This is a genomic window from Sphingobium sp. TomTYG46, assembly GCF_055396345.1.
The window spans coordinates 1,534,223-1,556,731 of the sequence record NZ_AP027324.1 but is presented as its reverse complement, the minus strand read 5'-3'; the positions used below and the strand labels follow the sequence as shown (position 1 = coordinate 1,556,731).

Here is a 22,509-nt window from a genome sequence, read left to right as displayed (position 1 = left end):
AAATCGAAACCGGTCCCGTCTCCACTGGGATCGACCTCGACCACGGCTCCAGGGCGAGCGCGACTCTAATCTTCGTACCCCGAAACTGAGCGAAGGTAATATCAGCCATCTACCGAAAGTTAATACCCACTTTTGAGTATTAATTTCCTGAGCACCTGCTCCGGGGTACGCCGAAGAGGCAAAATTCTCGTCTCACGGCTAGTTTCCATCCGGTTTTGCATAGATTTTGCGGCCAGAGAAGAAAATATGGTTAATGTTATATGTTCAGAAATGGCACAATATCTCTGTCGAAAGTTATGTTTTTCTTTATTACTATAGAATCTGGGTTTTCATTCGCCACGTAAAGGCCGGATAGGAAATGCCTACCCACAAGGTGCGGGTGAACAGGAGGCAAAAGGGTGTTCGAAAATGCCGATGTTATGGCTCATTCGTTAATCAGGCAGTGGATTGAAACAGAACAAGTGCCGCATCTCATCACCGATAGAAATCTTAGGATCGAATGGAACAATAACGTATTCGCCGAGGGTTTTTTTCCATGTGCCATCCTGGAAAACCGTGATGGTTGCCTTTGTGCGCGAACGCTACAACATCAAGCGATGATGGACTCTTTCGCCGGTTCTCTCGGCGTCCAAACTGCCGTGCTCAACTTGCCTGGAGAAGAAGGGAAGGGGGGGCTGTTCTTGCGCGGCCGGGTGATCAATCCGTTTGAAGCAAATGATCGCTTGGGCCTGCGTATCTTCCGCCAAGAAGATAACGCGTTTGTCCGGCTTTCCGAGGACCTAACCGTACTGTACGGCCTTACACGGGCGGAATGCGTCGTGTTGACGGCGTTGATGAGAGGCAACAATGCCGAACAGTCCGCCTTCCGGATCGGGGTGTCGATCGAGACGGTTCGCACGCATATCCGGCGAATACACAAGAAGCTGAACGTGAAGAGTCGCGAGGAGCTTTATGCTAAGCTCTACCCCCATCTGCTCATGGCGTAACGGGATCCAGTCCGGTGTTGAACATATCGGCCGGAGCGAGAGAGGAAAGGTTTGGAGACGTTCCTCCCTTGCTCTCGACCGAGCGAAACCGGGGAAGTAATCCGAATTCGCGGCTCATCAATAGCAATTAATCCGGACAATTAAAATTCTGCTTAACGCTGCGATGAAGCCGTTCACCGCTACTTCTCCATGGATCGCTGGACGCTAAGATCGGAGTCGAGCCTGAACAAATGGGTGCCCTATTATCGTCCGTCGGACCTGATGGCAGCGCCGCAAGACTATCCGGCCAAAATGTCCCAACGAGGTTGATCGGTAAGGCACCCGGAGGATGGAGGATATAAGCGAAGAATTGTTCGGAGGCGATGCTTCTGGCAGACAGCAGCCATAGCGTAGCGGCGAGAGTATCCTTCGACGGGACTGGCAGGCAATCGAGTTCCGTTGCCTCCCTCGTCAGGCAGGTGATCAGCCTTTGAGGGGCGCCCGCTTTTTTGCTGTCCGCAAGGGACGAAGTGGCAATCGCGTTGTCGCACGAGTATGGATCGCCTGTCGGGTTGGAAGCATTTGCGGGTTTTTTGCTTCCGGAGCACGAGGGGTCATCAAAGTCCCACACGTGACACCACAACAAGAGGCCTCGAAGCCCATCATGGGTTGTGAAACAATCTGCTAAGAAAACTTCTGTATCACAGCAAATAGATAGCGGGGATAAGATGACTGTGAATTATGATATTCTACCTACGGGCCAGGGGCGGCAGCGGCTGGCCTCGGCCTGTGTATGCTGCGGTGCCGATGATCTGGCAAGGTCGTCGGCTATTCTGATGCCCTTTGTGGCTGACCGGGCCTTCGGTTGGAGTCCTGTGGTGATAGACGATAGTTGGGGACTGAAAACTATCCAGAATGGAAATGCTTATTCCATTTGCAAGTCGTTGCGATGCCGTCGGTGTGAACATTTGTTCTGTGATATCCGCTTCTCAGAACAAGAGATGGACGCCATTTATGCGGGATATCGGGAAGAGGCCTATGTGACGCTACGAGAACATTATGAACCTGGCTATCACGAACGCAACAGCGCGCTAGTTGAAGCGGTTTCATACAAGGGCGAGGTGGAGGAATTCCTGGCGCCTCATGTCAGCGACCCCCTGACGGTCCTAGATTGGGGAGGCGACACGGGAGCAAACACGCCTTTCGAAAACCGGCGCGTCAGCCTCGACATCTTTGATATCAGTGGCAAGGAGGTAGATGGCGACGCCAAGGCGGTCACGCGGGAACAGGCAACGTCATCCAAATATCGCTTGATCGTTTGTTCGCAGATCTTAGAGCATATTCCCTATCCCTCTGACCTTTTACTTGTCGTTCGACAAGCAATGGACCAGGGATCAATTCTTTACATAGAAGTTCCTTATGAAGAGATTATGCGGCGTGACGTCGAAGGGCGGGAAAAGGAAAAGCGACATTGGCATGAGCATGTAAATTTCTACTCACCATCGTCAATGGCCGCCCTGCTTAAGAATTGCGGTCTGAAGATCGTAGATACAAACATCCTTATGACGGAAGTTGCGGGGAGAAAGGTACATATCCTGCAGGCGGCCTGCCGATTGGCCTGAGGTAACAGGTAGCTTTGCCGGTATCGAGAGGGCTCTGCCGGAATCCGTTTAGGTGTGCCTGTGCGGGAAGGCGTAAATGACGGTTCCGAATGTGTTGAACTCGTGAACTCTCAAGTGAAATTCATATCCCAGGTCCCATGATTCAATCAGTTCAGCAATACTGAACAGGTGATCTGGTGTATGATATACGGACAGGAGTAGATTAGGTCTCTGCTCTGCAATGATTTTTTTCATGCCCTTCAGAGTCTCGATTTCCGCTCCTTCGACATCCATTTTGATGAGGTTCACCTGTTCGCCGCCAAGAATCTCATCAACGGCCACGCACTGAACAACGGCAGTGCCGGCCTCGCTCAATTGGCTCGCCATGGATCCCTCGCTTGAGAATTTCAGTTGGCGGGTTGTTGACCAAGTACCTAGCGGCAGGCAAATCTGCCGCTCGATTGGGAAATTACGCGATGCGAGCAGGGCGAAATTGTTCGGGTCAGGCTCGAAAGCGATGAAGCTGGCTATGTCGTAACCAGCCTTCAGAAATTTGTGGATAGCGACGCCAGTAAATGCACCGCAGTCGATGATCTTCAACGGCTCTGCAAAACGGGGCAGATCACCGGGGGTATATTCATCTTCCAGGCTCGGCGAGGGGCAGTCGGCAATGTTTCCGCTCTGGCGGTATGCCAGAATGGCGTCGAAGAGGTCGCGGCTGGTCTCGTCCGCAAGCAGGCTGCGCATTTGGGCGAAGTCCGCCTTATGGTCCGCATAGCTGAAGTCCGGATCAAGCCAATAGCCCGGCCGCGTTCGTCCGTTAGCGATCAGTTGAGGCAAATTGACCGGGGTCAGTATGTGGGCGGCACCGGCACTATCAAGCTCGGCGTGAAGTCGATTTATGTCCACATAATGATTATGCAAACCAACCATAATCGTTTTGCCCAGAAGTCGGCCGTCCACGGCATCCTCAAGAGCCAGAACCGGGATATCGCGATAGCTTTGACCACGTTTGCCGCGATCAAGTATGAATTCTATGTCCCATCCTTCAGCCAGTAAGTCATCGGCGATAGACTGACCTACGGATCCCAGCCCGTAAAGGATGAGACTGCCTTGTCCTTCAGGACTGTTAGAGCGAGGCATGATCGACCTCCTCTCGGCGTACGGCTGGCTGCGTCAGCGGGGCTTTCGGCCCGCCGGGTGCAAATACATGGCGGCGCAAAACCATGAAATTGATGATCGAGGTGACCAACATGGCCAGTAGCCCCGCGAGATAGGGCGACGCGATGACTGTGGCGGCGAGTGCTAGGCTGGTCAGGCCGACGAGATAGTTCAGCAGGTAAGAGAGCAAAAAGCGCAGCTTCGAGGCGGGTGCGGCCTGAAAAACGTGTCGACTGTAAGTAAAATAATTGAAAATCACCCCTATGATGTGCCCAGTGATCTGGGCAACGTACATCTGCAGGCCGATCAACAACAGCAACGCATACACGCTGTAACCGAACAGTGTGTTGGCTGCCCCAACCATATAATAGCGCCAGACCCGCGGTATCGACGCAGAAGAAAGCGGGGCCATGGGTCAGTCCTGGAGAGCGAAGTTGACGCGCTCCCGCTCGATAACGAGCGGCATTCCCCGGGTTCGATCGGAAATCAGGCGGATCTGAACACCGAGGATGCCGAGGAACAGAAACAGGAGTCCGAATTGAAATTCCAGCAGCGCGGCGAACAGCCACATTCTGGGATTCTGCGCCCAAGCGATCGACCATGCCGCACCCAACATGCTGACTATCGTTGCCGCAAAGGCAATGAAGCTGAAGTATAGGGGCGCTCGGAGCAGACCCTTCGAAGAGTAGGCGAGGGCGGACAGTGCGAAATCGAGAAGCGCGAAAAAGCCGTTTTTGGAGCGGCCGGCGGCACGATCCGGCCGCTTGAATGTCACGGTTTCAATCGAATAGCCTGTTTCCACTAGCAGGCCGCGAACGAAAGGTTCGGGCTCATTTAGCTCTGCGATCGCGCGAATCACCTTCGCATCGTAGATGCCGAAGCCTGTGGCATTGGGGATGATCGGGTAATCGCCGAACTTGCGCTGCAGATCGTAGGACAGCTTCCGCAAGCTTGAGTAGACGGGTGAGCTTTTTTTCGTCTCGCTGACGCCCAGAACGATCTCTGTTCCCGCTCGCCACCGCTTGACGAGCTCGGGAATGAGTTCGGGCGGATCTTGGAAGTCAGCGGCGATGCCGATGATGGCGCGACCTTTGGCTTGGAAAAGCGCGTGAGCAGGGGATCGCAACTGACCGAAGTTGCGTGTGTTGATAATCAGTCGGATTCTAGCATTGCCTGCGCACATGGCCCGGACAATGGCTACTGTCCCGTCGGTGGAGCCGTTGTCGATGAAAATGATCTCGAAGCTGTCGGTCAGTGTCTCTAGTTGCTCGATCACGGCGTTAGCAATCGCTGCTGCATTCTCCTCCTCATTGAGGCAGGGGATGACGACCGAAATCTCAGGTGTCGCGGAGGGCTTAAGCATGTGTATCCTGCAGGGGTTCGGGAGTAGCGGCGCCTTTCAAGAAGGCGAAGGTCTCGCTGATCTGGTCGGTGAGCGACACGCCTTCTATGCCGTAGCGGTCGAGCAGGCGCCGGTAGGCGCGGTCGTCGCCAAGATAGATGTCCGCGCGACCGACGCCGCTTAGAGGACGCTCGACGGGGCAGTTCATCGAAGATGCGATCAGGGAGGCAAGTTCTCCAAGTTCGACATCTTGCCCGCCACTGTCGAATTGCGTCACTCCACGCGCCTGATCGAGCAGCAGTGCAAAGGCTAGCGACATGAGCTCTCGTATCGCAACATAGCCACGCCGCACTTCATTGCGTGCCTTCACGACCACCGGTCCCCCCGTCAAGGCGTCGAGGATGAACGATGAAAGCGCATAGCCCGGCAATTTGTTGATGTGCGGACCAGACAGATTAAAGATCCGCGCTATGATGAGCCTTCTGTCTCGGGCCTCAGACCAAGTCGTGAAAGCCGCTTCGTCTTCCCGCTTAAGCTCGCCATATAGCCGCATGGCGGGCGTGGCGAGCAGATCATCTGCAAAGTGGGCCGCCCCCGAAGAGGCCAGAAATACCGCCTCCACGCCAATGGGTTCGAGCGCGTCGAGAACCAATTGCCGGATCGCCTGATTGGCTGAACGGTAATCTGACTCCCGCATGGTCTCAGCACGGTCTTTTGTCAGAAAGGCGAAATGGAGCAGTAGCGTTGGATGGCGGGAGAGGTTGGCCAGCTCAACCAGCGGGCGCTGGGTCACAATTCGAGTGCTGGACAGGTGCACATCAGCCTGAGTTGATCCAAAGCAGAAGACCCGCTCTGCAAATTGCTCCCTAAGTGCGTCGTGCAGCAGTTCCAATGTCGAACGTCCCAGCCATCCGCTGGCGCCGGTCAGGACGACGCGGTGCTCGCTCTGCCGCAATGCCGCTGCAACGTGAGCGGTAAACTTCACCTTCGCCCGGACCTTTCTACGCGGCCCCGCGTTTCGAGAAGAAAGGCGCACGCTCTTCCTTGAGCAACCGCACAAGGTCAGAAAAATGGCTGAACTCCTCATGCGGGTCAGCCGTGAATTGTTCGATGGCGTAGCCGTAAGTCACAAAGGCGAAACGGATACCCGTTGCCTTAGCCAAGGCATGATCGATTTCGCTGTCGCCGACATAAAGGCACTCGCGGACGCTGGTCCCGAGCTGCGCCATGACAAGTTCCATCAGATCAGGCGCTGGCTTGGCCATGCGATCGGGAGAACTTCCGACAACGACAGGAAAATGCGCGTTGAGGTTCAGATCGGCGATTACCTTCTCGCAAAGCTGCTGTGGCTTGTTGGAACAAATCGCCAACCTGTATCCATGCTCAGTGAGCTCCCGCACGCCCCCGGCAACGCCTTCGTACAGGGATTCCAGAGGCGTAGGGCATAGGGCGTAACGCGCGCGAAAGTCGGCGACTTCCTGTCGCAGATCGCCACATTCCTGCGCGAGAACACCGCCGACAAGGGCAGGGCCGCCCAAACTTGCAAACTGCCGGACCTCGGAAAGCCCTATGGAGCGCGAACTGCCGCGTTCTCGCAGCATGTCGTTCAGAATTTCCACGAATACAGGCGCGCTATCGACGAGCGTGCCATCGAGATCGAAGATGATGTTCTGTACCTGACTCATTATTCGGGTACTCGTAAAGCTTCGGCCAGTTCATCCCTTGGAAGGAAGGGGGCAAGATCGTGCAGCGGGGCGGTCACCATGCTGCCGTCCTCCAGGCGGCGCGATGACACCTTCGGCGCGAAATTCTGACCTTTGTCGATGAAGATTTCGCAGATGGCGGCACCAGGGGCCGCGAAAGTTTCTGCGATAGCCCTGGACATGTCGCTATGTTCGGACGTGCGCGTATAGGCAAAGCCGAAGGCTTGCGCGACCTTGCCGAAATCGGGAAAGGTAACGCCTGAGTCCGGGCCGCAACCGACGGAATGACCGTCAAAATAGGCCTGTTGCGTCTGCCGGATCGAGTGATAGCCGGAATTGTTATAAAGGAAGATCTTCGCTGGAATGCCTTGGCCGATGATCGTCTGCAACTCCTGCAGATTTTGCATGATGCTTCCATCACCCGCCAGGCAGATGATCCGCTGGGAAGAGGGTGACATCCCATGCCAGGCGCCGATCGTCGCCGGCAAGTCATAGCCCATCGAGGCTGCGCCAGAATTGGAATAAAGCCGCTGGCCCTTTTTGAGCTTTGCCGCCTGCACCGTGACCACGGCTGCGGTAGCGTCCGCCATCACGATGACCTCGTCGGGTTCAAGTTGCTCGAACAGACTTTCGGTAAAGCAATAGGGATTCACGACGCCCTGCGTTTCCCAATATTCGGGCAGTACAGCAGGATAGCGGCGACGGCGCTCCATGGCCCAATCGACATAGGTGCGATGGGAAGAGGGGGCTTCATAGCCGTCCAGCATCTTGATCAAGGCCGGTACAAAGGTTCGCAGGTCGGCGTGGATGGGCATGTCGATCGATATCGTCGGCTTGAACAACTCGGGCGCATCAACATCGACCATGATCTTCTTGGCGTTGGGCGCGAACCCGGCATAATTGTAGCTGATCTGGCGGATATTGAGACGGCAGCCCAGTATCAGCAGAAGATCGCTGCACTGGACGGCGAAATTGCCCGACCGGTCGCCAACGGTGCCGGGCCGGCCGACGTAAAGAGGGTGATCGTCGGGAACGAGGTCCTGCGCGTTCCAGGCCGGAGCGACGGCGATGCCAAGCTTGTCGGCCAGTTCAAGGAAGGGCTCGTACATGCCCGCCAGGCGAATGCCCGTGCCCGGCATCAGGACCGGACGACGCGCCTGACGAAGGGCGGAGACGACGTCCAGCGCGGCCCGTTCCAGATCTGCGTCGGTCAGCCAGCCATATTCGCCGGGGACCGCATAGGCCTTCCCATAGCCCTCAGCCACGGGATCAAACCCGTGCAATTGGGACGGGTCGATGAGCGCCGATTGAATATCGATCGGAATGTCTAGCCACACCGGGCCAGGGCGGCCGCTTTCAGCGAGCCAGAGCGCTTTTTCCAGCAGGTAGCGGATGTCAAGGGGACTAGAAACGGTCACCGCGAATTTGGTGATGGATTTCACCATGTCGCTGGTGTCGGCCTCTTGATCCCCGAGCTGGCGGACGAGGACGGTGGCGTTGTGCCGCAGCGTCTCCCGTTTCACCTGGCCTGAAATCACGAGCATCGGAATGGAATCCGTATAGGCTCCATGGACGCCGTTGAGGGCGTTAATCCCTCCGGGCCCGGTGGTCACATTGACCGCCGCCATGCGCCCTGAAAGACGAGCATAGCTTTCAGCGGCCATGGCTGCCGCCTGCTCATGATGGCAGCAGACATAATGCAAACCCTCAGCGCGGCCGAGCGCGTCGTTGAGGTGCATGGCCCCGCCGCCAGTCAGCATGAACACATGGCGAATGCCATGTTCCGCGATCCGGTGGGCAACATAGTCCGCCAGCCGCATGCGGGCGTTGGCCATCATCGGCTCCTGCCCCAGTTCAAATTCGCCTGCTCGCGCCATCTCGCCCATGTCAGGAAGCGATCGCCGCTCGAGCCGTCGAGATGTCGAGCCCCCGATCAAGGATCAGATCGGCCAGCGCGGGATCACGAAGTGCCGGTGCGTCAACGCTTTGAACATCGAGTGGCGCATTGGCGGTAATGGCGCTCATCAGACGCTCGCCCCCTGTAAATTCGCGGGTGGAGAGCTGCCCCTTGAGCAAAGGAACCGCGAAAAACACGTCGTCCACCGTCAACACCTCACCTGCGGCAAGATTGCGCTTGGCGTAAACACCGCGCACCAGGGCATCCAGATAACGGCGCTCACCTTCTGGAACCGCGCGCCTCTCGGCGGAGCCGCCACCACACATTTCCTGGGCTTTCTTCATGGCGCGGAACCAGGTGTTGGCCTGCTCAGGCTTGGTGCAATAGGGGCTGACCGGCACACCTTCATAGTCAATGTCGATGTGGCGCTCGAAGGTGCGCGCGCCCTTTCCATAGGCGATCAATGTGGAGTCCCACCAGTCACGATATTCGTGGGTCGAATAGCCTATCACGATGTCGGGATAGCGCTCCTTCAGGAAATCGATCTGATCGAGTTCAAGATCGCCGTCCTCGGACGGGTAGAGCGACACGCAGTGATTCAACGCGAAGGGGATGTGGCGCGAGGTGAAGAACGCGACAAGCTCGTCGATGTGTTCAAGGCTCGCGCCGCCAGTCGATGCGATGACTGGAAGTCCGGTCGAGGCCATCTTCTGCAGCAGGGTCTTGTCGCGCACATCGGAGCTCGCGATCTTCAGAATCTCGACGCCAAATTCCACGCATTTATCCACGGAAACTTCATCAAATGGCGTGACCATCGTGACCATGCCGCAGTCGCGCACCGTCTCTACCATCAACCGCAAATTCTCCCACGGCATCTGGGTGTCGAGGGTCTTCTTGATGTAGCGGATATCAGCGCGATCACGGAACGCGGGATGGATGAAGTTATCGACATCGCGAAACTGCAGCTTAATCGCGGCGTGCACGTTGTTGAATTTCACCACGCGGGAAAAATCGCGGATGATCTTCAGCCCCCGCTCCAGCTTCCCCCAATGATTATTGGCCAGTTCGAGCACGAACAGGTCTTCGAAAATGGATTCAGTCACCGAAATTCCCCCGCGCCGAGCGACCGCTTTCACAGTCGCAGGGCCTAGTGATTAACATAGTTCGTTAAAAAACCCTCTAATGTTTCGGCCACATATTCCAGATGAAGCGCGCCCAGCCCCGGATAAAGGCCGATCCAGAAGGTCCTTTCTGTCACGAAATCAGCATTGTCGAGAGGGCCGACGATACGATAGTTACGCCCCCGCATATAGGGTTGGCGGATCAGATTGCCGCCGAACAGGAGCCGCGTTCCGATGCGGTGCGCATCAAGATGCCGGACCAGATCGTCGCGCGCGAAAGGTGCGCCTTCGCGGATGGAGATTGGATATCCGAACCAGGAAGGCTCGCTGTTCGGCGTGGCCTTGGGCAGGATGAACACATCCTCAAATGGCCTCAGCAGCTGCGTCAAAAGATCGAAATTGCGCTGTCGGGCCGCGATGAAGCCGTCGAGCCGATCGAGTTGCGCGAGACCGACCGCCGCCTGCATGTCGGTGATCTTCAGATTATAGCCGCAATGGCTGTAGGTATATTTATGATCATAGCCCATCGGCAGATCGCCGAGCTTGCGGCAGAAGCGCTTGCCGCAGGTGTTGTCCATGCCCGGAGCGCACCAACAGTCTCGGCCCCAGTCGCGCATGGATTCGATGACGCGCTTGAGCCGCGGCTTATCAGTGAAGACCGCTCCCCCTTCGCCCATGGTGATGTGATGGGCAGGGTAGAAGCTCAAGGTGCCGATGTCGCCGAACGTCCCCACATTCTGACCGCCATATGTGGCGCCGAGTGCATCGCAGCAGTCTTCGACCACCCAGAGATCATATTTCTCTGCGACCCGCATCACCTCGCCAAGGTCGAAAGGATTGCCGAGCGTGTGAGCGATCATGATGGCGCGAGTCCGGGTGGACACAGCCGCCTCGATCGCGTCCGGCTTGATGTTGTAGGTCGGAATATCGACATCAACGAAGACCGGGACCAATCCATATTGAAGCGCGGGATTGACCGTGGTCGGGAAACCCGTAGCGACCGTAATCACCTCATCGCCTGGTTTGAGCGCGTCTCCTCTAAGATAATGCGAGCAGAGCGAAGAGAGCGCCAGCAGGTTAGCCGAAGAGCCCGAATTAGTCGTGAGCGCATGCTCAACACCGATGCGCGTTGCTAGCCTTTTCTCGAAAGCGGCATTGAACCGTCCCGTTGTCAGCCAGAAATCCAGCGATGAATCGACAAGGGCCTGCATGTCCTCCGCACCATAAACCTTGCCGGAAACCGGCACCGGGCTTTCTCCAGGTACGAAGGTATGAGGAGCATGATGGCGGCGCGCATATTCCCCGACCAAATCCAGGATGAGAGTGCGCAACTGCGCTTCATCCGATTGTTCGGCAAGAGCCTGCAACTGCGCGGCTCCAGGAATATCGTTCACGCCCATTGATCCTCGCTCACCCCAGCACGCCTCGCCATATATTCGTCAATCTGACGCAGACTGATTGCGCGGGCATCTCCGCCTCGCGCCACATCCTTATGCCAATCCACTATTTTGGTTAATGCTTCGTTTAGGTTGAGCTTCGGCCGCCAACCCAATTCGCTGCGCGCCTTGCTGGAATCGAGCCGCAGCAGGACGGCTTCGTGCGGTTGAGGAGCAGACGGCCGCTCCCAAGCGCCTTCGACTCCCCATGCGGCAAGTATCTGATCAACGATCCAGCTCACAGGTTGGCTGTCATCATCTGACGGACCGAAATTCCATGCCGCCGCCATCTCATGATGGCCTTCGAGCAATCGTTCTCCGACCGCGAGATAGCCTGACAGCGCCTCAAGAACATGCTGCCAAGGTCGGATCGATGCCGGGTTGCGAATTACCGGCCGTTCACCCGCAACGAGCGCGCGTATGATGTCAGGGATCAGGCGATCTTCTGCCCAATCTCCTCCGCCGATCACGTTGCCTGCGCGAGCGGACGCGATCTGGTTCTTATCGGGGTAAGAACGCCGATAAGCGGCTATGGCGAGTTCTGCCGCCCCTTTGCTGCTGCTGTATGGATCGTGGCCCCCCATCGGATCGTTTTCACGGTAGGGCCACACCCACTCCCGATTCTCATAGCATTTGTCGGTGGTGACGCAGACTGTCGCTCGGACGCTGTCGTTTCTGCGACATGCCTCAAGCACATGTACCGTCCCCATCACGTTGGTCGCATAGGTCTCAACCGGATTATCGTAGGAATAGCGTACCAGAGGCTGGGCAGCGAGATGGAACACTATTTCCGGTTGCGCGGCCTCAAGGGCATCAGCCACTGTCCGTTCGTTGCGAATGTCGCCTTCTAAATGGTCGATGAGGTCTTTGAGACGTGTCTGCTCGAAGAAGCTGGGGTTGGTAGGTGCTGGCAGAGACAGGCCAGTTACATGGGCTCCCAATCGATGCAACCAAAGCGAAAGCCATCCGCCCTTGAAACCGGTATGGCCGGTCACGAATACTCGCCGACCTTCCCAGAACGCGGCGTTCACCATCTTTTCCAAGGTGCACCCTGGTTCCAAAGCGATTCCAGGTAGAGCTTGTCACGCAGCGTATCCATCGGGTGCCAGAAACTGTCGTGACGATAGGCGACCAGTTCGCCAGTGGCCGCAAGCTGTTCCAGGGGCTTTTGCTCCCAAATCGTCTCGGGTCCGTCGATCAACTCGATCACGGACCGGTCCGCGACGAAGAAGCCCCCATTGATCAGGCCACCATCGCCTGCCGGCTTTTCTCGGAAGCTGCGCACCAATTCGCCGTCAAATTCGATTGCGCCGAACCGGCCCGGAGGCGCGACCGCCGTAATCGTGGCACTTTTCCCATGATCGCGATGAAAATCGATAAGGTGGCCAATATCGATATCGGCGACGCCGTCGCCATAGGTGAAGCAGAAGGGCTCCCCGTCGGCAAGATGATTAGAGACGGCCTTGAGCCGTCCGCCGGTCTGCGTGTCCGCTCCGGTGTCAACCAGCGTGATCCGCCACGGTTCGCTCCAGTTCTGATGAACCTCGATGCTATTGTTCTTAAGATCGATCGTTACGTCTGCGGTATGAAGGAAGTAGTTCGCGAAATACTCCTTTATCATATATCCCTTGTAGCCAAGGCAGACGATAAAGTCGTTCACACCGGCGGCCGAATAGATTTTCATGATATGCCAGATGATCGGCATACCGCCGATTTCGACCATCGGTTTCGGGCGGACGGACGTTTCCTCGCCTAATCGAGTCCCTAATCCCCCCGCAAGAATAACTGCTTGCATCAACTTACCCCCGCGATGCCATTCTTGCACTTCAAGCGCATCTTAGTCCAAGGACCGGACCTTCCCCGCGTCGTCCATGCTCCCTCTGCTCCCCTTCATCCTAACGGCGCGTCAAGCTTGCTGCTATGAAAATTTGTATGAGGGGACGCTGGTATGCATGTCAGTACAGTGATCGAGCCCAATCCGAAATTCCGACACCTCCATTCCCTGTCTTCGGCAAGCCCGGGAGGATGCATCAAGGCACTGGTATTCGGGACGCCCCGATCATAAGCCCAAATGATCGCCGTCTCTGGCCGCCCTCTTGCAAGCTGTAGCACAGCCGGGTTAGGATCGGCGTTCAGCGCATAGCGCGGTATCAGAACGTCGATCTGCCTGCCGTGACGGCGAAAAAAGTATCCACCGACCTCAGCCAGCTTGCCCGGCTCGCCCATCAGAGCGGTGGGATTGTCCCAGAGAAAGACGAGCCTTCGGGTAGTGCTGCTGCGGATGATCCAATCTGAGGGTTGCTCGAAATTGAAGCCATAGCGGTGATCATTCAAAGGCTCGGCAATCCGCTTCGCGAGCGGTGGTAGTGCGGATCCTACGAGCAGCAAAATGATGGCCAGAAGGCCTGACGGAACCAGTTGCTTTACATCGCGGAGAACGATCGGCATCAACAGGGAAACCGCCCCAATATAGGGAAGCAGGTAACGCATCGAAAAGCTTGGCCGCACAAAGCCGATCGCTACGACGCAAGCTGTGGACAGCAGCCCTGTGCCGACGAGTATCATCTCAGGCGATAAGCGCCTTGACGACGCCCGCTTCCGAGCTTCGCTAAAATGGACATAAGCCCACAACGGGCTCGTCAGGCCTAGCGCAATCAGGGTGACTACTGATCCGCACAGAAACACAGGCGCAAATAGCGCTTCTTTCCAGCTTAACAGTTGATACCAGCTGTTCCCCGAAACCGCGTAATTCAGGACAAAGTGCAGATGCCAGTACATCCAGCCGCCCATGGGCAGCAATACGAATAGTGCGGGCCATGTATCGACTGCTCTGCGTCGCCAGATGATGAGATAAGCCAGGCCTTGAATGCCGGAGATCACCGCGGCGTGATAGTGGGTTAAGACCGCAAGAGAGGATATGCCCGCCCAAATAGCCGCGCGTTTTGTCGTAGGGGCTTCGATGAGACGAAGATAACAGATCGCCTGCGTACATCCCAGGAGCAGCATCAAGGAGTAGGGGCGAGCCTCCGTGGCGATGCCGAAGCCCGGTTGCCATAAGGCGACGCTGAGCGCCCATAGATGCCGGACGGTTCGATCCTTATGGCCTCGCCAGAGAATGACGGCAGGCGCCGCTATCGAAAAAAAGAGGCTGGGAATTCTCAAGGCCGCATTGGCGTCGCCGGCGAGCTTTTCCCAGGCCCAAAGCAGAGAATAATAAAGGGGCCCGCTCAGTTCATTAAGGCACCAATCAATCAGCCCCCTCCAGCTCGGCTGTGCTGCGATGGTGGCGCTGAAATTTTCATCGAGCCAGAGGGGTGCCAGCAGTCCCGATGCGAGAATGTTGGCCAGAAACAGCAAGAATGCCGTAACCAGGACGGCAGGCGGGATGTCACCCGAAAACAAAGATTTTGGCGCTGTTCTGTTCAGCGCTGCCGATGCCATGATGCAAGCCCCTTTGCCCGTACGCCCCCTGACCTTTAACCGCTAAACCCTTATGGAAATATGGCTAACAACAGGTGAACGCGAAATATGCTTGTCAGCAGACTTGATGAATGAAAGTGGTGGCGTGTTCGATGTCGGAGCGTGGGGCTTGGTTCGATGAAATTCGCCACTTTGAATATCAATACATCTAGGACGGTCGCTGCCATTAAATCGCTGATTCCGCCGGTAATTTACCATGCGGCGTATCAAGCGATCATTGTGAAAAATATTCCAGATAAATCTGCCTACAAGCCGCATTACTCGCCATGGCTTGAGCCTGATTTCCGGCGCGGCGCAGAGGCTGTGCGTGGGAATACATGTCTGAAGGCGGAGAGTATCTATACGCTCCTACACTTTCTCGAAGAAGTACTGTGGCTTGGAGGGGACGTGATGGAGTGCGGCGTTTGGCGCGGAGGATCGGCCAAGCTCTTATACGAAAAGATCCGAGAGATAGCCCCTGAAAAGCACCTTCACCTATTCGATTCGTTCGAGGGAATGGCCGAAGCCGATGCAGCTTTGGACCGCCATGAAGCAGGGGACTTTAGCGACACCTCACTTCAGTACGTACAGAACTTTATCACCGGCTCAGACGGCCACGACGCAGCAGTGGTGTTTCACAAGGGGTGGATACCGCAAAGCTTCGCCGGTCTTGAAGATCTGAAGTTTTGTTTTGTGCACATCGACCTTGATCTTCACCAATCTATTCTCGACGCCTTGGCTTTCGTCTATCCAAGGCTCCAGCCGCGCGGCGTGATCATTTTTGATGATTATGGGTTTGCATCCTGTGCCGGGGCTCGCAAAGCGGTGGATGAGTTCTTTGCAGACAAACCGGAAGCGCCCTTCGTTCTTGGTACAGCCCAAGCAATTGTTATCAAAAGGTAGCGGTAGACTGGTCTGTAAGCTGACCGGCATCGCACTAATTTCTCCCAACTTCAGGTAAACGCCTTCTTCTCGTAGACGGTGACGATCGCCCGCCCATCCCACACGTAACAAAGGTGCCGCTCTTGGCGGCAATTGGCGAGCAGGCGAGGGCGGAAAACCGCTGCGCATTCGCCGCCGTCGTGGCGCACGCTTAGGTAGGCGATGCCGTCCGAACCTTGGCTGAGCAGTTCCATCGCAAGAGCTTGGCTGGCGGCATAGCTGTCCGACGCATAGAGGACAGCATGCTCCTCTCGTAGGTTGCGGATATCGTGCAGCAGCGCATCGAGGTCGGCGGCATATACGCGCATGTCGAGTTCCTGCGCAGGTTCCCGGGTGTATGCCATGAACCGCGCGCGGTGATAGCTGGTTTCGGCGACCGCAGTCTCGATTTCCCTGGCGGCATAGAACAGGCCGAAGCTGCCATCGGAAAACCGGCTTCCGTCCGGATTGAGATGCGTGAAGGCGGCCATGATCGCAGAGGTGCCCGGCCCCGAGACACGATCAACCAGGGGCACGAGCGTCAGGTCGCCGACCTCGTCCCGCAGCCGATCGTTAGTCATTGCTTCGATCGCGTACACCGCTTCAAGATCGGCTGGGTCGGCCACATCCTCGAACAGCGATATGGGCGGGAAGCGGCTTGCGACGACCCGGTAGCACGGCTGCCAGCGCACCAGCGCCGTAGGAATGGCATTCATCAGCCGCGCTGCGCGTCGATATATTGGCGCACGACATAGAGATCTGCGACATTGCCCGAGGTCATCCGTTCGATCGCTGGGCGTCCGGCGAACAGCGGAGCCTCGTTGGGCTTGCGTACCCACTCGTGAGCGGTGCGGGGGAGGAGTATCTTCAGGCCCTTGTAGATGCCCAAGACATACGAAATTCGCTCCAGCGCATCCTTGGGAATGGCTGCGACCGCCCCGCGCTTCCAAGTCTGAAAAGTGGAGCGGTTATCGAGCCCGAGAAGTTTCATCTGCTCAGCTTCCTTGAGGCTCCACGCCTCCGCAATGCGGAAGAATGTGCGCAGTGCCGGACCTGTGAGATCCTTGCGGCTATGTGCTGTGGCTTGGGTGCCGACGTGGGCTGTTGTCGCCATTAGCCAATCTCCTTCTTACCACGTATGTATAATATCTGTACATAATATCAAGATTGACCGATTTCTATTCTGCTGCCTGAGCAAAGGCGAAGGTGAAGGCATGGACCTCTTCATCGTAGGGGACGAGAGCTAACGGCAATCCGCGAACCGGTCCCCAGATGAGATTTCGTTACCGAAGGCTGCCCAGCGCCAACTCGCGATGACGAAGGGATTGCAGAGGGCCTGCCGTTGGTTAAAGTAATCAGGAAAGGGCGGGATCGTCATGAGGAAAATGATTGGTTGAGACGGAAGTATCGACCAGCGCTCATGTAGGCGCGTCTGTAAATCGTGAACTGAGCGGGAGCCTCACCGCAAACCGATCTCGATCGCTATTGGAACCTACCGGGTGTGCTGGCGGAACCAGTCAGCCATTTCTTCTTCTGACAGTTCGCCACCCGCGAGTGCGACGAAAGCCACCACCAATTCGGCATCCGTGGCGGTCAGCTGGCTTCCATTGAGCATGAGAAATGTTTCGCTCACCACTGCTGCGGTCCTTTTGTTGCCGTCGACAAAAGGATGGTTCCGCGCGATGCCGAAGGCATAGGCTGCAGCTAAATCTGCGGCATCGGGGCGGCCGTATCCCGCGAGGTTCATAGGACGGGCCAAGGCGCTATCAAGTAGGCCCTCGTCCCGTATCCCGCCGTCCCCGCCATGTTCGGCCACCTGCTCGGCATGAGCGGCGATGGCGACTGCAGATGTAACCCATATCCAACCCTGCATTGGTTATTTGGCAAGTTCACGGAGCGCGCGCTTGCGCCGAAGCATTACCTCGCGCGCCGTCGCCATCTGGGCTTCAAAATCGGAAGCAGCCGCACTCAATTCTATGCCCCGGGGCGTGGTAACCACTGAAAGGGTTTCACCCACCTCGACATTGAGGTGCGCCAAAAGATCGCGGGGTAGTATGACGCCCGCGCTATTACCAATCTTTGTGATCTTGAGAGCGCTGTTCATACGGCGGTTATAACTTATCCGCACCTAGGCGGCAAGGGCAGAATTGCTCCTACTTCAACCATCCCGGCGGATCGCGTGAGTGTTGATCGCCCCCTGGGCCGAGGCGATCGTGATGCTGGTAATTGTTGAGGTCCTCGAAGCGCTTGAATGAGTGGATGAATCTTGCGGTGCTGCATCATTCAGAGGTCGCCTTCGCGGCATAATGCGCCAAGCAGCATGCCGATTTAAGGTGCCGATCCGTCTCCACTCTCCTTTGCGCGGAATTTTCACGCATGTGAGATGCGAGATAATTCTTTCGTGGGCGGCGCTATGTCCAATGTCACCGTAGTCGAAGCCCGCGATGAGCTTGCAGCCCTGCCAGCCGATAACCCAGCCGACGCGCAGCGCTCCTGAAAAGTACATAGGCACCAGCGAGACCTCACGAATTCAGCGGCCATCAATTGCGATCAGGAGACGCACTGCTCTGTCACTTCACCAACAAGCGGGGCTGCCTCGGATCGCTGCTGGGGCTCCATGCGCTTTCTCGGTGCCTCGCCCTCAAACTACCATAATTATGGTAAGCCGCACCGCTTCGATCCGGCTAAGCCTCAGGCACGAGAATAGTTCTGCGATTTTGGAACAATGGGATTTCTTGTTCGCCCGCAGACGATGCTCGCTCATGAGGTGCATGGATAACAACCTAATTTTGTCGAGAGGAACGCGGGTGTCTCTGCAGAGAATGAGTTGCCGTGGTCGGCCCACGGTCATGACGGCATCTAAGCACCCCAGCGGCTTTCCCGTTTCGTTCACGCGACCCTCTGTTGTTACTTAAGATCGTGCCCAATTATACCGGGTTGACGATCTTTCAGGATGATCGTCCCGATATAGCCACCCAAAGGAAAATGCCGAGCATGGATATGCTGGAAGCTAGCGTTGCCAATTTAGACCCCGTGATCAGCCTGCTGGCCTTGGTTCAGATAAGCGGTGATCGGTCGCTTCTGGAAGAATACGGGCCTGCGCTGCGCCTCCGGCCAGGAGACAAGAACCAGACGATGTTTACAGGTGAGCGCCGGGCCGAGGAGGGCGGTGAGGAAGGTTACGAGCAGGCCGCCGCCCAGGTGCGCTCCATGCTGGTCGCCGAAATGAAGGCGGGTGCCAAGCCGTTGCTGCCTTCGCTGGATATCCCGCTGTTCCGCAAGATGGCAGAACTTGCCGCGGGCCGACCGCTGCCGGACGTGTCTGTCGGCCCTGCTTATCAGCATAGCGGTTTCGCCACGGATACACGTGTCCGTCTGCCGCAGAATGCGCCTTCGCCGGATTTCAAGGTGCTGGTCATCGGGGCGGGCATGATGGGCATCAACGCCGGGGTGAAGCTGCAGCAGGCTGGTTTCAACTTCGAGATTCTCGAAAAGCATGGGGATGTGGGGGGCAATTGGCTCGAAACACGCTATCCCGGCGCTGCCGTCGATACGCCGAGCCGCAGCTACTCCTATTCCTTCGACCCGAACCCTAACTGGACGCGCTTCTACCCGACGGGCCCTGAGTTTCTGCGGTATATCCAGGACATCACGGACAAATACCGCTTGTGCCCGCATATTCAGTTCAACATCGCCGTGAAAGGCGCTGATTGGGATGAAGCACGCAACAGGTGGGTAGTCGAAGCCCAGCGAGGGGACAAGGCCGAGCGGTATGAGGCCGATTTCGTCATCTGGGCGGTAGGACCCAACAACGCCCCGAATTTCCCCGATGTGGAGGATCTGGACAGGTTCAAAGGACCGGTCATGCACACCGCGCGCTGGGATCCGGACGTCGATCTGGCGGGCAAGAAGGTCGTGCTGGTCGGCAGCGCATGCAGCGGGGTTCAGGTGGCGACCGCCATCGCCGATCAGGTCGGTGATCTCACCATCGTTCAGAGGCAGCCGGAATATATCGTTCCCAATCCTCTGGCCCACACGGCCGTTGATGCGCTCGAGCGTTGGGCGCTGGAGAACATACCCTTTGTCCACCAATGGCTGCGTTTCCAGGCTGCGGCGCTGTCCTACCAGGATTTGCGCGGGCTTGCGGTGATCGATGAGGACTATCGTGCCCGCACCGGCGGCGCTTCGCCGCTCAGCGACATGATCAAGCGTCAGGCGATGGAGTATCTGGAAAGCCATTTTGGCGATGATCCTGCCATGAAGGCGGAACTGACGCCCAGCTACCCGCCCTTTGCCAAGCGCATCATCCATGATTGCGGGTTCTTCGACACGGTGAAGAAGCGGCATGTGCGTCTGTTGTCGGGGGCGATGAAGCGCGCTGATGAGAATGCCGTTATATTGGCTGACGGGCGCAGGCTGGAGTGCGATGCTATCCTGCTTGCTACCGGCTACAAGCTGATGTTCGGGCGCCAGTTCGACATCAGGGGGCGCAACGGCAGCTTGCGGGAAGCGTTCGATCCCTACCCCTTCTCCTATCTCGGCCTTCTGGTCCCGGGCTTTCCCAACATGGTCTATCTGGGCGGGCCCTATAGTCACCTGGTCGCCAATCATGCGGTCGTCAGCGAGCAGCAGGTCCACTACACGATCGAACTGCTGCAATGGATGGTGGATGAACAGCTTGCGTCGCTCGAAGTATCGCGCGAAGCGGCCGACAGGTTCGTGTCTGAGGTCGATGCCGAACTCAGCGGTACCGTGTGGGCTAACAGCGGCGACGCGCATGGCTATTATCGGGATCAGGGGAAGAAGGTGGTGATCGGCATCGCCCGCCACAATTCCCATATCTGGCACGACACCCGGTCGCCGCGCGCCGAAGATTTCGAGATCAAGCGGAAGGCCGATGTTGAGGATGATCAGGCGCAGCCCGCGATCCGTTTGTCCATGTAACCTATTCCAGCCGATCTCGGCGTGGCGAGGCCGTCACAAGAGCGGACCGCCGATCAGATAAGAGAGGAGGGCTCATGCCGCTCGACCCATATTTTGCGAAAATGGTTGCGGACGCCCCGCCATATCCTCCACTGCGTGACATACCGGTGGAGTTTCTGCGGAAATCCTTACGGGACAGCGCTGCCGCGCGTCCCCGTGCGGGGGTCAGCCTCGCTTCCGTCGAGGATCGGGCCATCCCAGGGCCGGCAGGGCCGATGGGGGTGCGGATTTATACGCCTTTGGGGACCGGGCCTTTCCCGATCATCGTCTATTTTCATGGCGGCGGCTTCGTTGTCGGCGACCTCGATACGCAGGATGTCATCCCCCGCTCACTGGCCGCAGGATCGGATAGCGTTGTGATGTCGGTCGACTATCGGCTGGCGCCCGAGCATAAATTTCCCGCTGCCCCGGAAGATGCCTGGACCGCTGTGCAGTGGGCCGCAGCCAATGCAGACGCGTTGCAGGGGGACCAGGCGCGCGTCGCCGTCGCGGGAGACAGCGCAGGCGGCGTCCTGGCCTGCGTCACCGCGATATTGGCGCGGGATGCTGGAGGGCCTCATCTGACGGCGCAGCTTAATTGGTATGGTCCGGGCGACCATCCTTTGCGCGACAGCGAGTCGACGCGCGAGTTCGGTGAGGGGCCGGGGCTCCGACTCTCCGATGTGCACTATTTCTGGGAACTCTATCTGGAGGATGAGGCGCAATATGCCGATTTCCGCGCCAGCCCCGCACGCGCCAAAGATCTTGTGGGCTTGCCCCCGGCTTTCATCGCGACGGCGGAGTGCGATCCCGCTCGTGATGAGACCGAAGCCTATGGCCATCTGCTCCGCGCGGCGGGCGTCGAAACGGAAATCCATCGCTACGCCGGGATGACCCATGGCTTCATGGCCTATGTCGGTGCGGTCGCAGGCGCGCGGCAGTCAATGGATGACGCATGCGCTTTCCTGCGCCGCCGCTTCAACAGTGATCCGGCCTGAACAAGCATCAACAAGGTATGATTAATGACGGAAGAAGAACGTAAATTCAGCGGCGGCGTGGCGGTCATCACGGGTGCCGGGTCGGGTATCGGCATGGGCCTGGCCAAGCGCGCTGCGAAGGTTGGGATGACGGTTGTCGTTGCTGATCTCGCCGGTGAACGGGCCGAGCAGGTTGCTCAGGATATCCGCGACGAAGGTGGCTTGGCCGAGGCGATGACCGTCGATGTGTCACGCTATGAAGACATCGACAGGATGGCGGAAGCCGTCTTCGCCCACCATGGCTCCGTTCGGCTGCTGGTCAACAATGCAGGCATCGAAACCATGGGATGTTCCTGGGAAATTCCCGCCGAGCGATGGGAAACCACGCTGAACGTCAACATCCATGGGGTGGTGCACGGGGCAAGAGCCTTCGTCCCCAGAATGATCGCGAGCGGCGAGGAATGCTGGATCGCCAATGTCGCCTCGGGCGCGGCTTTCGGGATGATGCCCGCCAACATCGCCTATGTTATGTCCAAGCATGCCATCCAGTCCTTCAGCGAAGGCCTGTATCTGGAAATGGAATATATGGACGCTCCGATCCATGTGGCGAGCGTTCTTCCAGGGATGGTGAAGACGCGGATCTTCGATCGTGAAGCTGGCGCTGGGGAAGGTGACGCCGCGCATCCCTACAGGGACGCGATGCGGCTGCGGATGCAGGATTATGGCATGGAACTGCCAGAGGCGTGCGAGAAAATCCTTGGTCAGATCGCCGCGAACGCATTCTGGGTCTCAACCCATCCTGACCTCCTCAAGCTCCTGATCGACACGCGCATCGAATTTCTGGGCAGCGGCAATGCTCCGGTGCTGAGCGATCAGGTCCGTCAAATGCTGCCTGAGCGGTCTGTCGGCCCGAAGATCGCTGGCGGGTGCCTGCTATCTGGACGATCAGAAGGGCCAAATTGAG

21 protein-coding genes are annotated in these 22,509 nt (G+C 57.4%); 6 read left to right on the top strand and 15 right to left on the bottom strand.

Annotated elements, in window-relative coordinates; genetic code table 11:
- Nucleotides 1–398 precede the first annotated feature (398 nt).
- Together ACZ5YV_RS07920 and ACZ5YV_RS07915 are read left to right on the top strand one after the other, a co-directional pair.
- Complete coding sequence (locus ACZ5YV_RS07920; protein WP_460989509.1) at nt 399–986, top strand: helix-turn-helix transcriptional regulator; 588 nt, start codon at nt 399–401, stop codon at nt 984–986.
- A gap of 707 nt (nt 987–1,693) precedes the next feature.
- Nucleotides 1,694–2,587 carry a class I SAM-dependent methyltransferase gene (locus ACZ5YV_RS07915; protein WP_460989510.1) on the top strand — a complete coding sequence of 298 codons (894 nt, stop codon included), beginning with the start codon at nt 1,694–1,696 and terminating at the stop codon, nt 2,585–2,587.
- A 48-nt stretch (nt 2,588–2,635) separates the two neighbouring features.
- Here ACZ5YV_RS07915 and ACZ5YV_RS07910 read toward each other — a convergent pair whose 3' ends face one another.
- From ACZ5YV_RS07910 to ACZ5YV_RS07860, 11 genes are all read right to left on the bottom strand, one after another.
- Nucleotides 2,636–3,709, bottom strand: coding sequence for an FkbM family methyltransferase (locus tag ACZ5YV_RS07910; protein WP_460989511.1), 1,074 nt, complete (start codon nt 3,707–3,709; stop codon nt 2,636–2,638).
- Nucleotides 3,696–4,139 carry a GtrA family protein gene (locus ACZ5YV_RS07905; protein ID WP_460989512.1) on the bottom strand — a complete coding sequence of 148 codons (444 nt, stop codon included), beginning with the start codon at nt 4,137–4,139 and terminating at the stop codon, nt 3,696–3,698. Before ACZ5YV_RS07905 ends, ACZ5YV_RS07910 begins: the two co-directional genes overlap by 14 nt.
- Nucleotides 4,140–4,142: 3 nt before the next feature.
- Nucleotides 4,143–5,090: a glycosyltransferase family 2 protein gene (locus ACZ5YV_RS07900; protein WP_460989513.1), complete on the bottom strand. Its 948-nt coding sequence runs from the start codon at nt 5,088–5,090 to the stop codon at nt 4,143–4,145.
- Nucleotides 5,083–6,054, bottom strand: coding sequence for an NAD-dependent epimerase/dehydratase family protein (locus ACZ5YV_RS07895; protein ID WP_460989514.1), 972 nt, complete (start codon nt 6,052–6,054; stop codon nt 5,083–5,085). The genes ACZ5YV_RS07900 and ACZ5YV_RS07895 overlap by 8 nt, the downstream gene beginning before the upstream one ends.
- Before the next feature lie 16 nt (nt 6,055–6,070).
- Nucleotides 6,071–6,754, bottom strand: a complete 684-nt coding sequence (locus ACZ5YV_RS07890; RefSeq protein WP_460989515.1) for an HAD family hydrolase — start codon at nt 6,752–6,754, stop codon at nt 6,071–6,073.
- Nucleotides 6,754–8,658 (bottom strand): thiamine pyrophosphate-binding protein, encoded by a 1,905-nt coding sequence (locus ACZ5YV_RS07885; protein WP_464787137.1) that lies wholly within the window; start codon nt 8,656–8,658, stop codon nt 6,754–6,756. The genes ACZ5YV_RS07890 and ACZ5YV_RS07885 overlap by 1 nt, the downstream gene beginning before the upstream one ends.
- A 1-nt stretch (nt 8,659) precedes the next feature.
- Complete coding sequence (locus ACZ5YV_RS07880) at nt 8,660–9,772, bottom strand: N-acetylneuraminate synthase family protein (RefSeq protein WP_464787136.1); 1,113 nt, start codon at nt 9,770–9,772, stop codon at nt 8,660–8,662.
- A 44-nt stretch (nt 9,773–9,816) separates the two neighbouring features.
- Nucleotides 9,817–11,184 (bottom strand): lipopolysaccharide biosynthesis protein RfbH, encoded by a 1,368-nt coding sequence (rfbH, locus tag ACZ5YV_RS07875; RefSeq protein WP_464787135.1) that lies wholly within the window; start codon nt 11,182–11,184, stop codon nt 9,817–9,819.
- The gene (gene rfbG, locus ACZ5YV_RS07870) at nt 11,181–12,260 is read right to left on the bottom strand and encodes a CDP-glucose 4,6-dehydratase (RefSeq protein WP_464789177.1); all 1,080 of its coding nucleotides are present in this window, start codon (nt 12,258–12,260) and stop codon (nt 11,181–11,183) included. The genes rfbH and rfbG overlap by 4 nt, the downstream gene beginning before the upstream one ends.
- Entirely contained in the window at nt 12,254–13,021 is a 768-nt protein-coding gene (rfbF, locus tag ACZ5YV_RS07865) for a glucose-1-phosphate cytidylyltransferase (protein WP_464787134.1), read from the bottom strand. Before rfbF ends, rfbG begins: the two co-directional genes overlap by 7 nt.
- Before the next feature lie 95 nt (nt 13,022–13,116).
- Entirely contained in the window at nt 13,117–14,667 is a 1,551-nt protein-coding gene (locus ACZ5YV_RS07860) for a hypothetical protein (protein ID WP_464787133.1), read from the bottom strand.
- Between the two features lie 156 nt (nt 14,668–14,823).
- Here ACZ5YV_RS07860 and ACZ5YV_RS07855 point away from each other — a divergent pair, with 156 nt between their 5' ends.
- Complete coding sequence (locus ACZ5YV_RS07855; protein ID WP_464787132.1) at nt 14,824–15,588, top strand: TylF/MycF/NovP-related O-methyltransferase; 765 nt, start codon at nt 14,824–14,826, stop codon at nt 15,586–15,588.
- A 50-nt stretch (nt 15,589–15,638) separates the two neighbouring features.
- Here the strand turns inward: ACZ5YV_RS07855 and ACZ5YV_RS07850 are convergent, their stop codons facing one another.
- The 4 genes from ACZ5YV_RS07850 to ACZ5YV_RS07835 form a co-directional block, all read right to left on the bottom strand.
- The gene (locus ACZ5YV_RS07850; RefSeq protein WP_464787131.1) at nt 15,639–16,322 is read right to left on the bottom strand and encodes an RES family NAD+ phosphorylase; all 684 of its coding nucleotides are present in this window, start codon (nt 16,320–16,322) and stop codon (nt 15,639–15,641) included.
- A complete protein-coding gene (locus ACZ5YV_RS07845) occupies nt 16,322–16,720 on the bottom strand; it encodes an MbcA/ParS/Xre antitoxin family protein (RefSeq protein ID WP_464787130.1) in 399 nt (132 codons plus the stop codon). Before ACZ5YV_RS07845 ends, ACZ5YV_RS07850 begins: the two co-directional genes overlap by 1 nt.
- Before the next feature lie 378 nt (nt 16,721–17,098).
- Nucleotides 17,099–17,479, bottom strand: a complete 381-nt coding sequence (locus ACZ5YV_RS07840) for a type II toxin-antitoxin system death-on-curing family toxin (protein WP_464787129.1) — start codon at nt 17,477–17,479, stop codon at nt 17,099–17,101.
- Between the two features lie 3 nt (nt 17,480–17,482).
- Nucleotides 17,483–17,710, bottom strand: a complete 228-nt coding sequence (locus ACZ5YV_RS07835; RefSeq protein ID WP_464787128.1) for an AbrB/MazE/SpoVT family DNA-binding domain-containing protein — start codon at nt 17,708–17,710, stop codon at nt 17,483–17,485.
- An 890-nt stretch (nt 17,711–18,600) separates the two neighbouring features.
- Between ACZ5YV_RS07835 and ACZ5YV_RS07830 the strand changes: the two genes are divergently transcribed.
- From ACZ5YV_RS07830 to ACZ5YV_RS07820, 3 genes are all read left to right on the top strand, one after another.
- On the top strand, nt 18,601–20,550 hold the full coding sequence (locus ACZ5YV_RS07830) for a flavin-containing monooxygenase (protein WP_464787127.1): 1,950 nt from the start codon (nt 18,601–18,603) through the stop codon (nt 20,548–20,550).
- Nucleotides 20,551–20,624: 74 nt separating this feature from the next.
- The gene (locus ACZ5YV_RS07825; RefSeq protein ID WP_464787126.1) at nt 20,625–21,566 is read left to right on the top strand and encodes an alpha/beta hydrolase; all 942 of its coding nucleotides are present in this window, start codon (nt 20,625–20,627) and stop codon (nt 21,564–21,566) included.
- 24 nt (nt 21,567–21,590) lie between these two features.
- Nucleotides 21,591–22,508 carry an SDR family NAD(P)-dependent oxidoreductase gene (locus ACZ5YV_RS07820; protein ID WP_464787125.1) on the top strand — a complete coding sequence of 306 codons (918 nt, stop codon included), beginning with the start codon at nt 21,591–21,593 and terminating at the stop codon, nt 22,506–22,508.
- Nucleotide 22,509 lies beyond the last annotated feature (1 nt).

Excerpts from the sequence above, each read along its gene's own strand:
- rfbG (WP_464789177.1), bottom strand. The coding sequence starts at position 12,260 with ATGGTGAACGCCGCGTTCTGGGAAGGTCGGCGAGTATTCGTGACCGGC.
- ACZ5YV_RS07835 (WP_464787128.1), bottom strand. The coding sequence starts at position 17,710 with ATGAACAGCGCTCTCAAGATCACAAAGATTGGTAATAGCGCGGGCGTC.
- ACZ5YV_RS07890 (WP_460989515.1), bottom strand. The coding sequence starts at position 6,754 with ATGAGTCAGGTACAGAACATCATCTTCGATCTCGATGGCACGCTCGTC.
- ACZ5YV_RS07900 (WP_460989513.1), bottom strand. The coding sequence starts at position 5,090 with ATGCTTAAGCCCTCCGCGACACCTGAGATTTCGGTCGTCATCCCCTGC.
- ACZ5YV_RS07830 (WP_464787127.1), top strand. The coding sequence starts at position 18,601 with ATGGATATGCTGGAAGCTAGCGTTGCCAATTTAGACCCCGTGATCAGC.
- ACZ5YV_RS07840 (WP_464787129.1), bottom strand. The coding sequence starts at position 17,479 with ATGCAGGGTTGGATATGGGTTACATCTGCAGTCGCCATCGCCGCTCAT.
- ACZ5YV_RS07915 (WP_460989510.1), top strand. The coding sequence starts at position 1,694 with ATGACTGTGAATTATGATATTCTACCTACGGGCCAGGGGCGGCAGCGG.
- ACZ5YV_RS07845 (WP_464787130.1), bottom strand. The coding sequence starts at position 16,720 with ATGGCGACAACAGCCCACGTCGGCACCCAAGCCACAGCACATAGCCGC.
- ACZ5YV_RS07910 (WP_460989511.1), bottom strand. The coding sequence starts at position 3,709 with ATGCCTCGCTCTAACAGTCCTGAAGGACAAGGCAGTCTCATCCTTTAC.
- ACZ5YV_RS07905 (WP_460989512.1), bottom strand. The coding sequence starts at position 4,139 with ATGGCCCCGCTTTCTTCTGCGTCGATACCGCGGGTCTGGCGCTATTAT.
- ACZ5YV_RS07855 (WP_464787132.1), top strand. The coding sequence starts at position 14,824 with ATGAAATTCGCCACTTTGAATATCAATACATCTAGGACGGTCGCTGCC.
- ACZ5YV_RS07850 (WP_464787131.1), bottom strand. The coding sequence starts at position 16,322 with ATGAATGCCATTCCTACGGCGCTGGTGCGCTGGCAGCCGTGCTACCGG.
- rfbF (WP_464787134.1), bottom strand. The coding sequence starts at position 13,021 with ATGCAAGCAGTTATTCTTGCGGGGGGATTAGGGACTCGATTAGGCGAG.
- ACZ5YV_RS07885 (WP_464787137.1), bottom strand. The coding sequence starts at position 8,658 with ATGGGCGAGATGGCGCGAGCAGGCGAATTTGAACTGGGGCAGGAGCCG.
- ACZ5YV_RS07820 (WP_464787125.1), top strand. The coding sequence starts at position 21,591 with ATGACGGAAGAAGAACGTAAATTCAGCGGCGGCGTGGCGGTCATCACG.
- ACZ5YV_RS07825 (WP_464787126.1), top strand. The coding sequence starts at position 20,625 with ATGCCGCTCGACCCATATTTTGCGAAAATGGTTGCGGACGCCCCGCCA.
- ACZ5YV_RS07860 (WP_464787133.1), bottom strand. The coding sequence starts at position 14,667 with ATGGCATCGGCAGCGCTGAACAGAACAGCGCCAAAATCTTTGTTTTCG.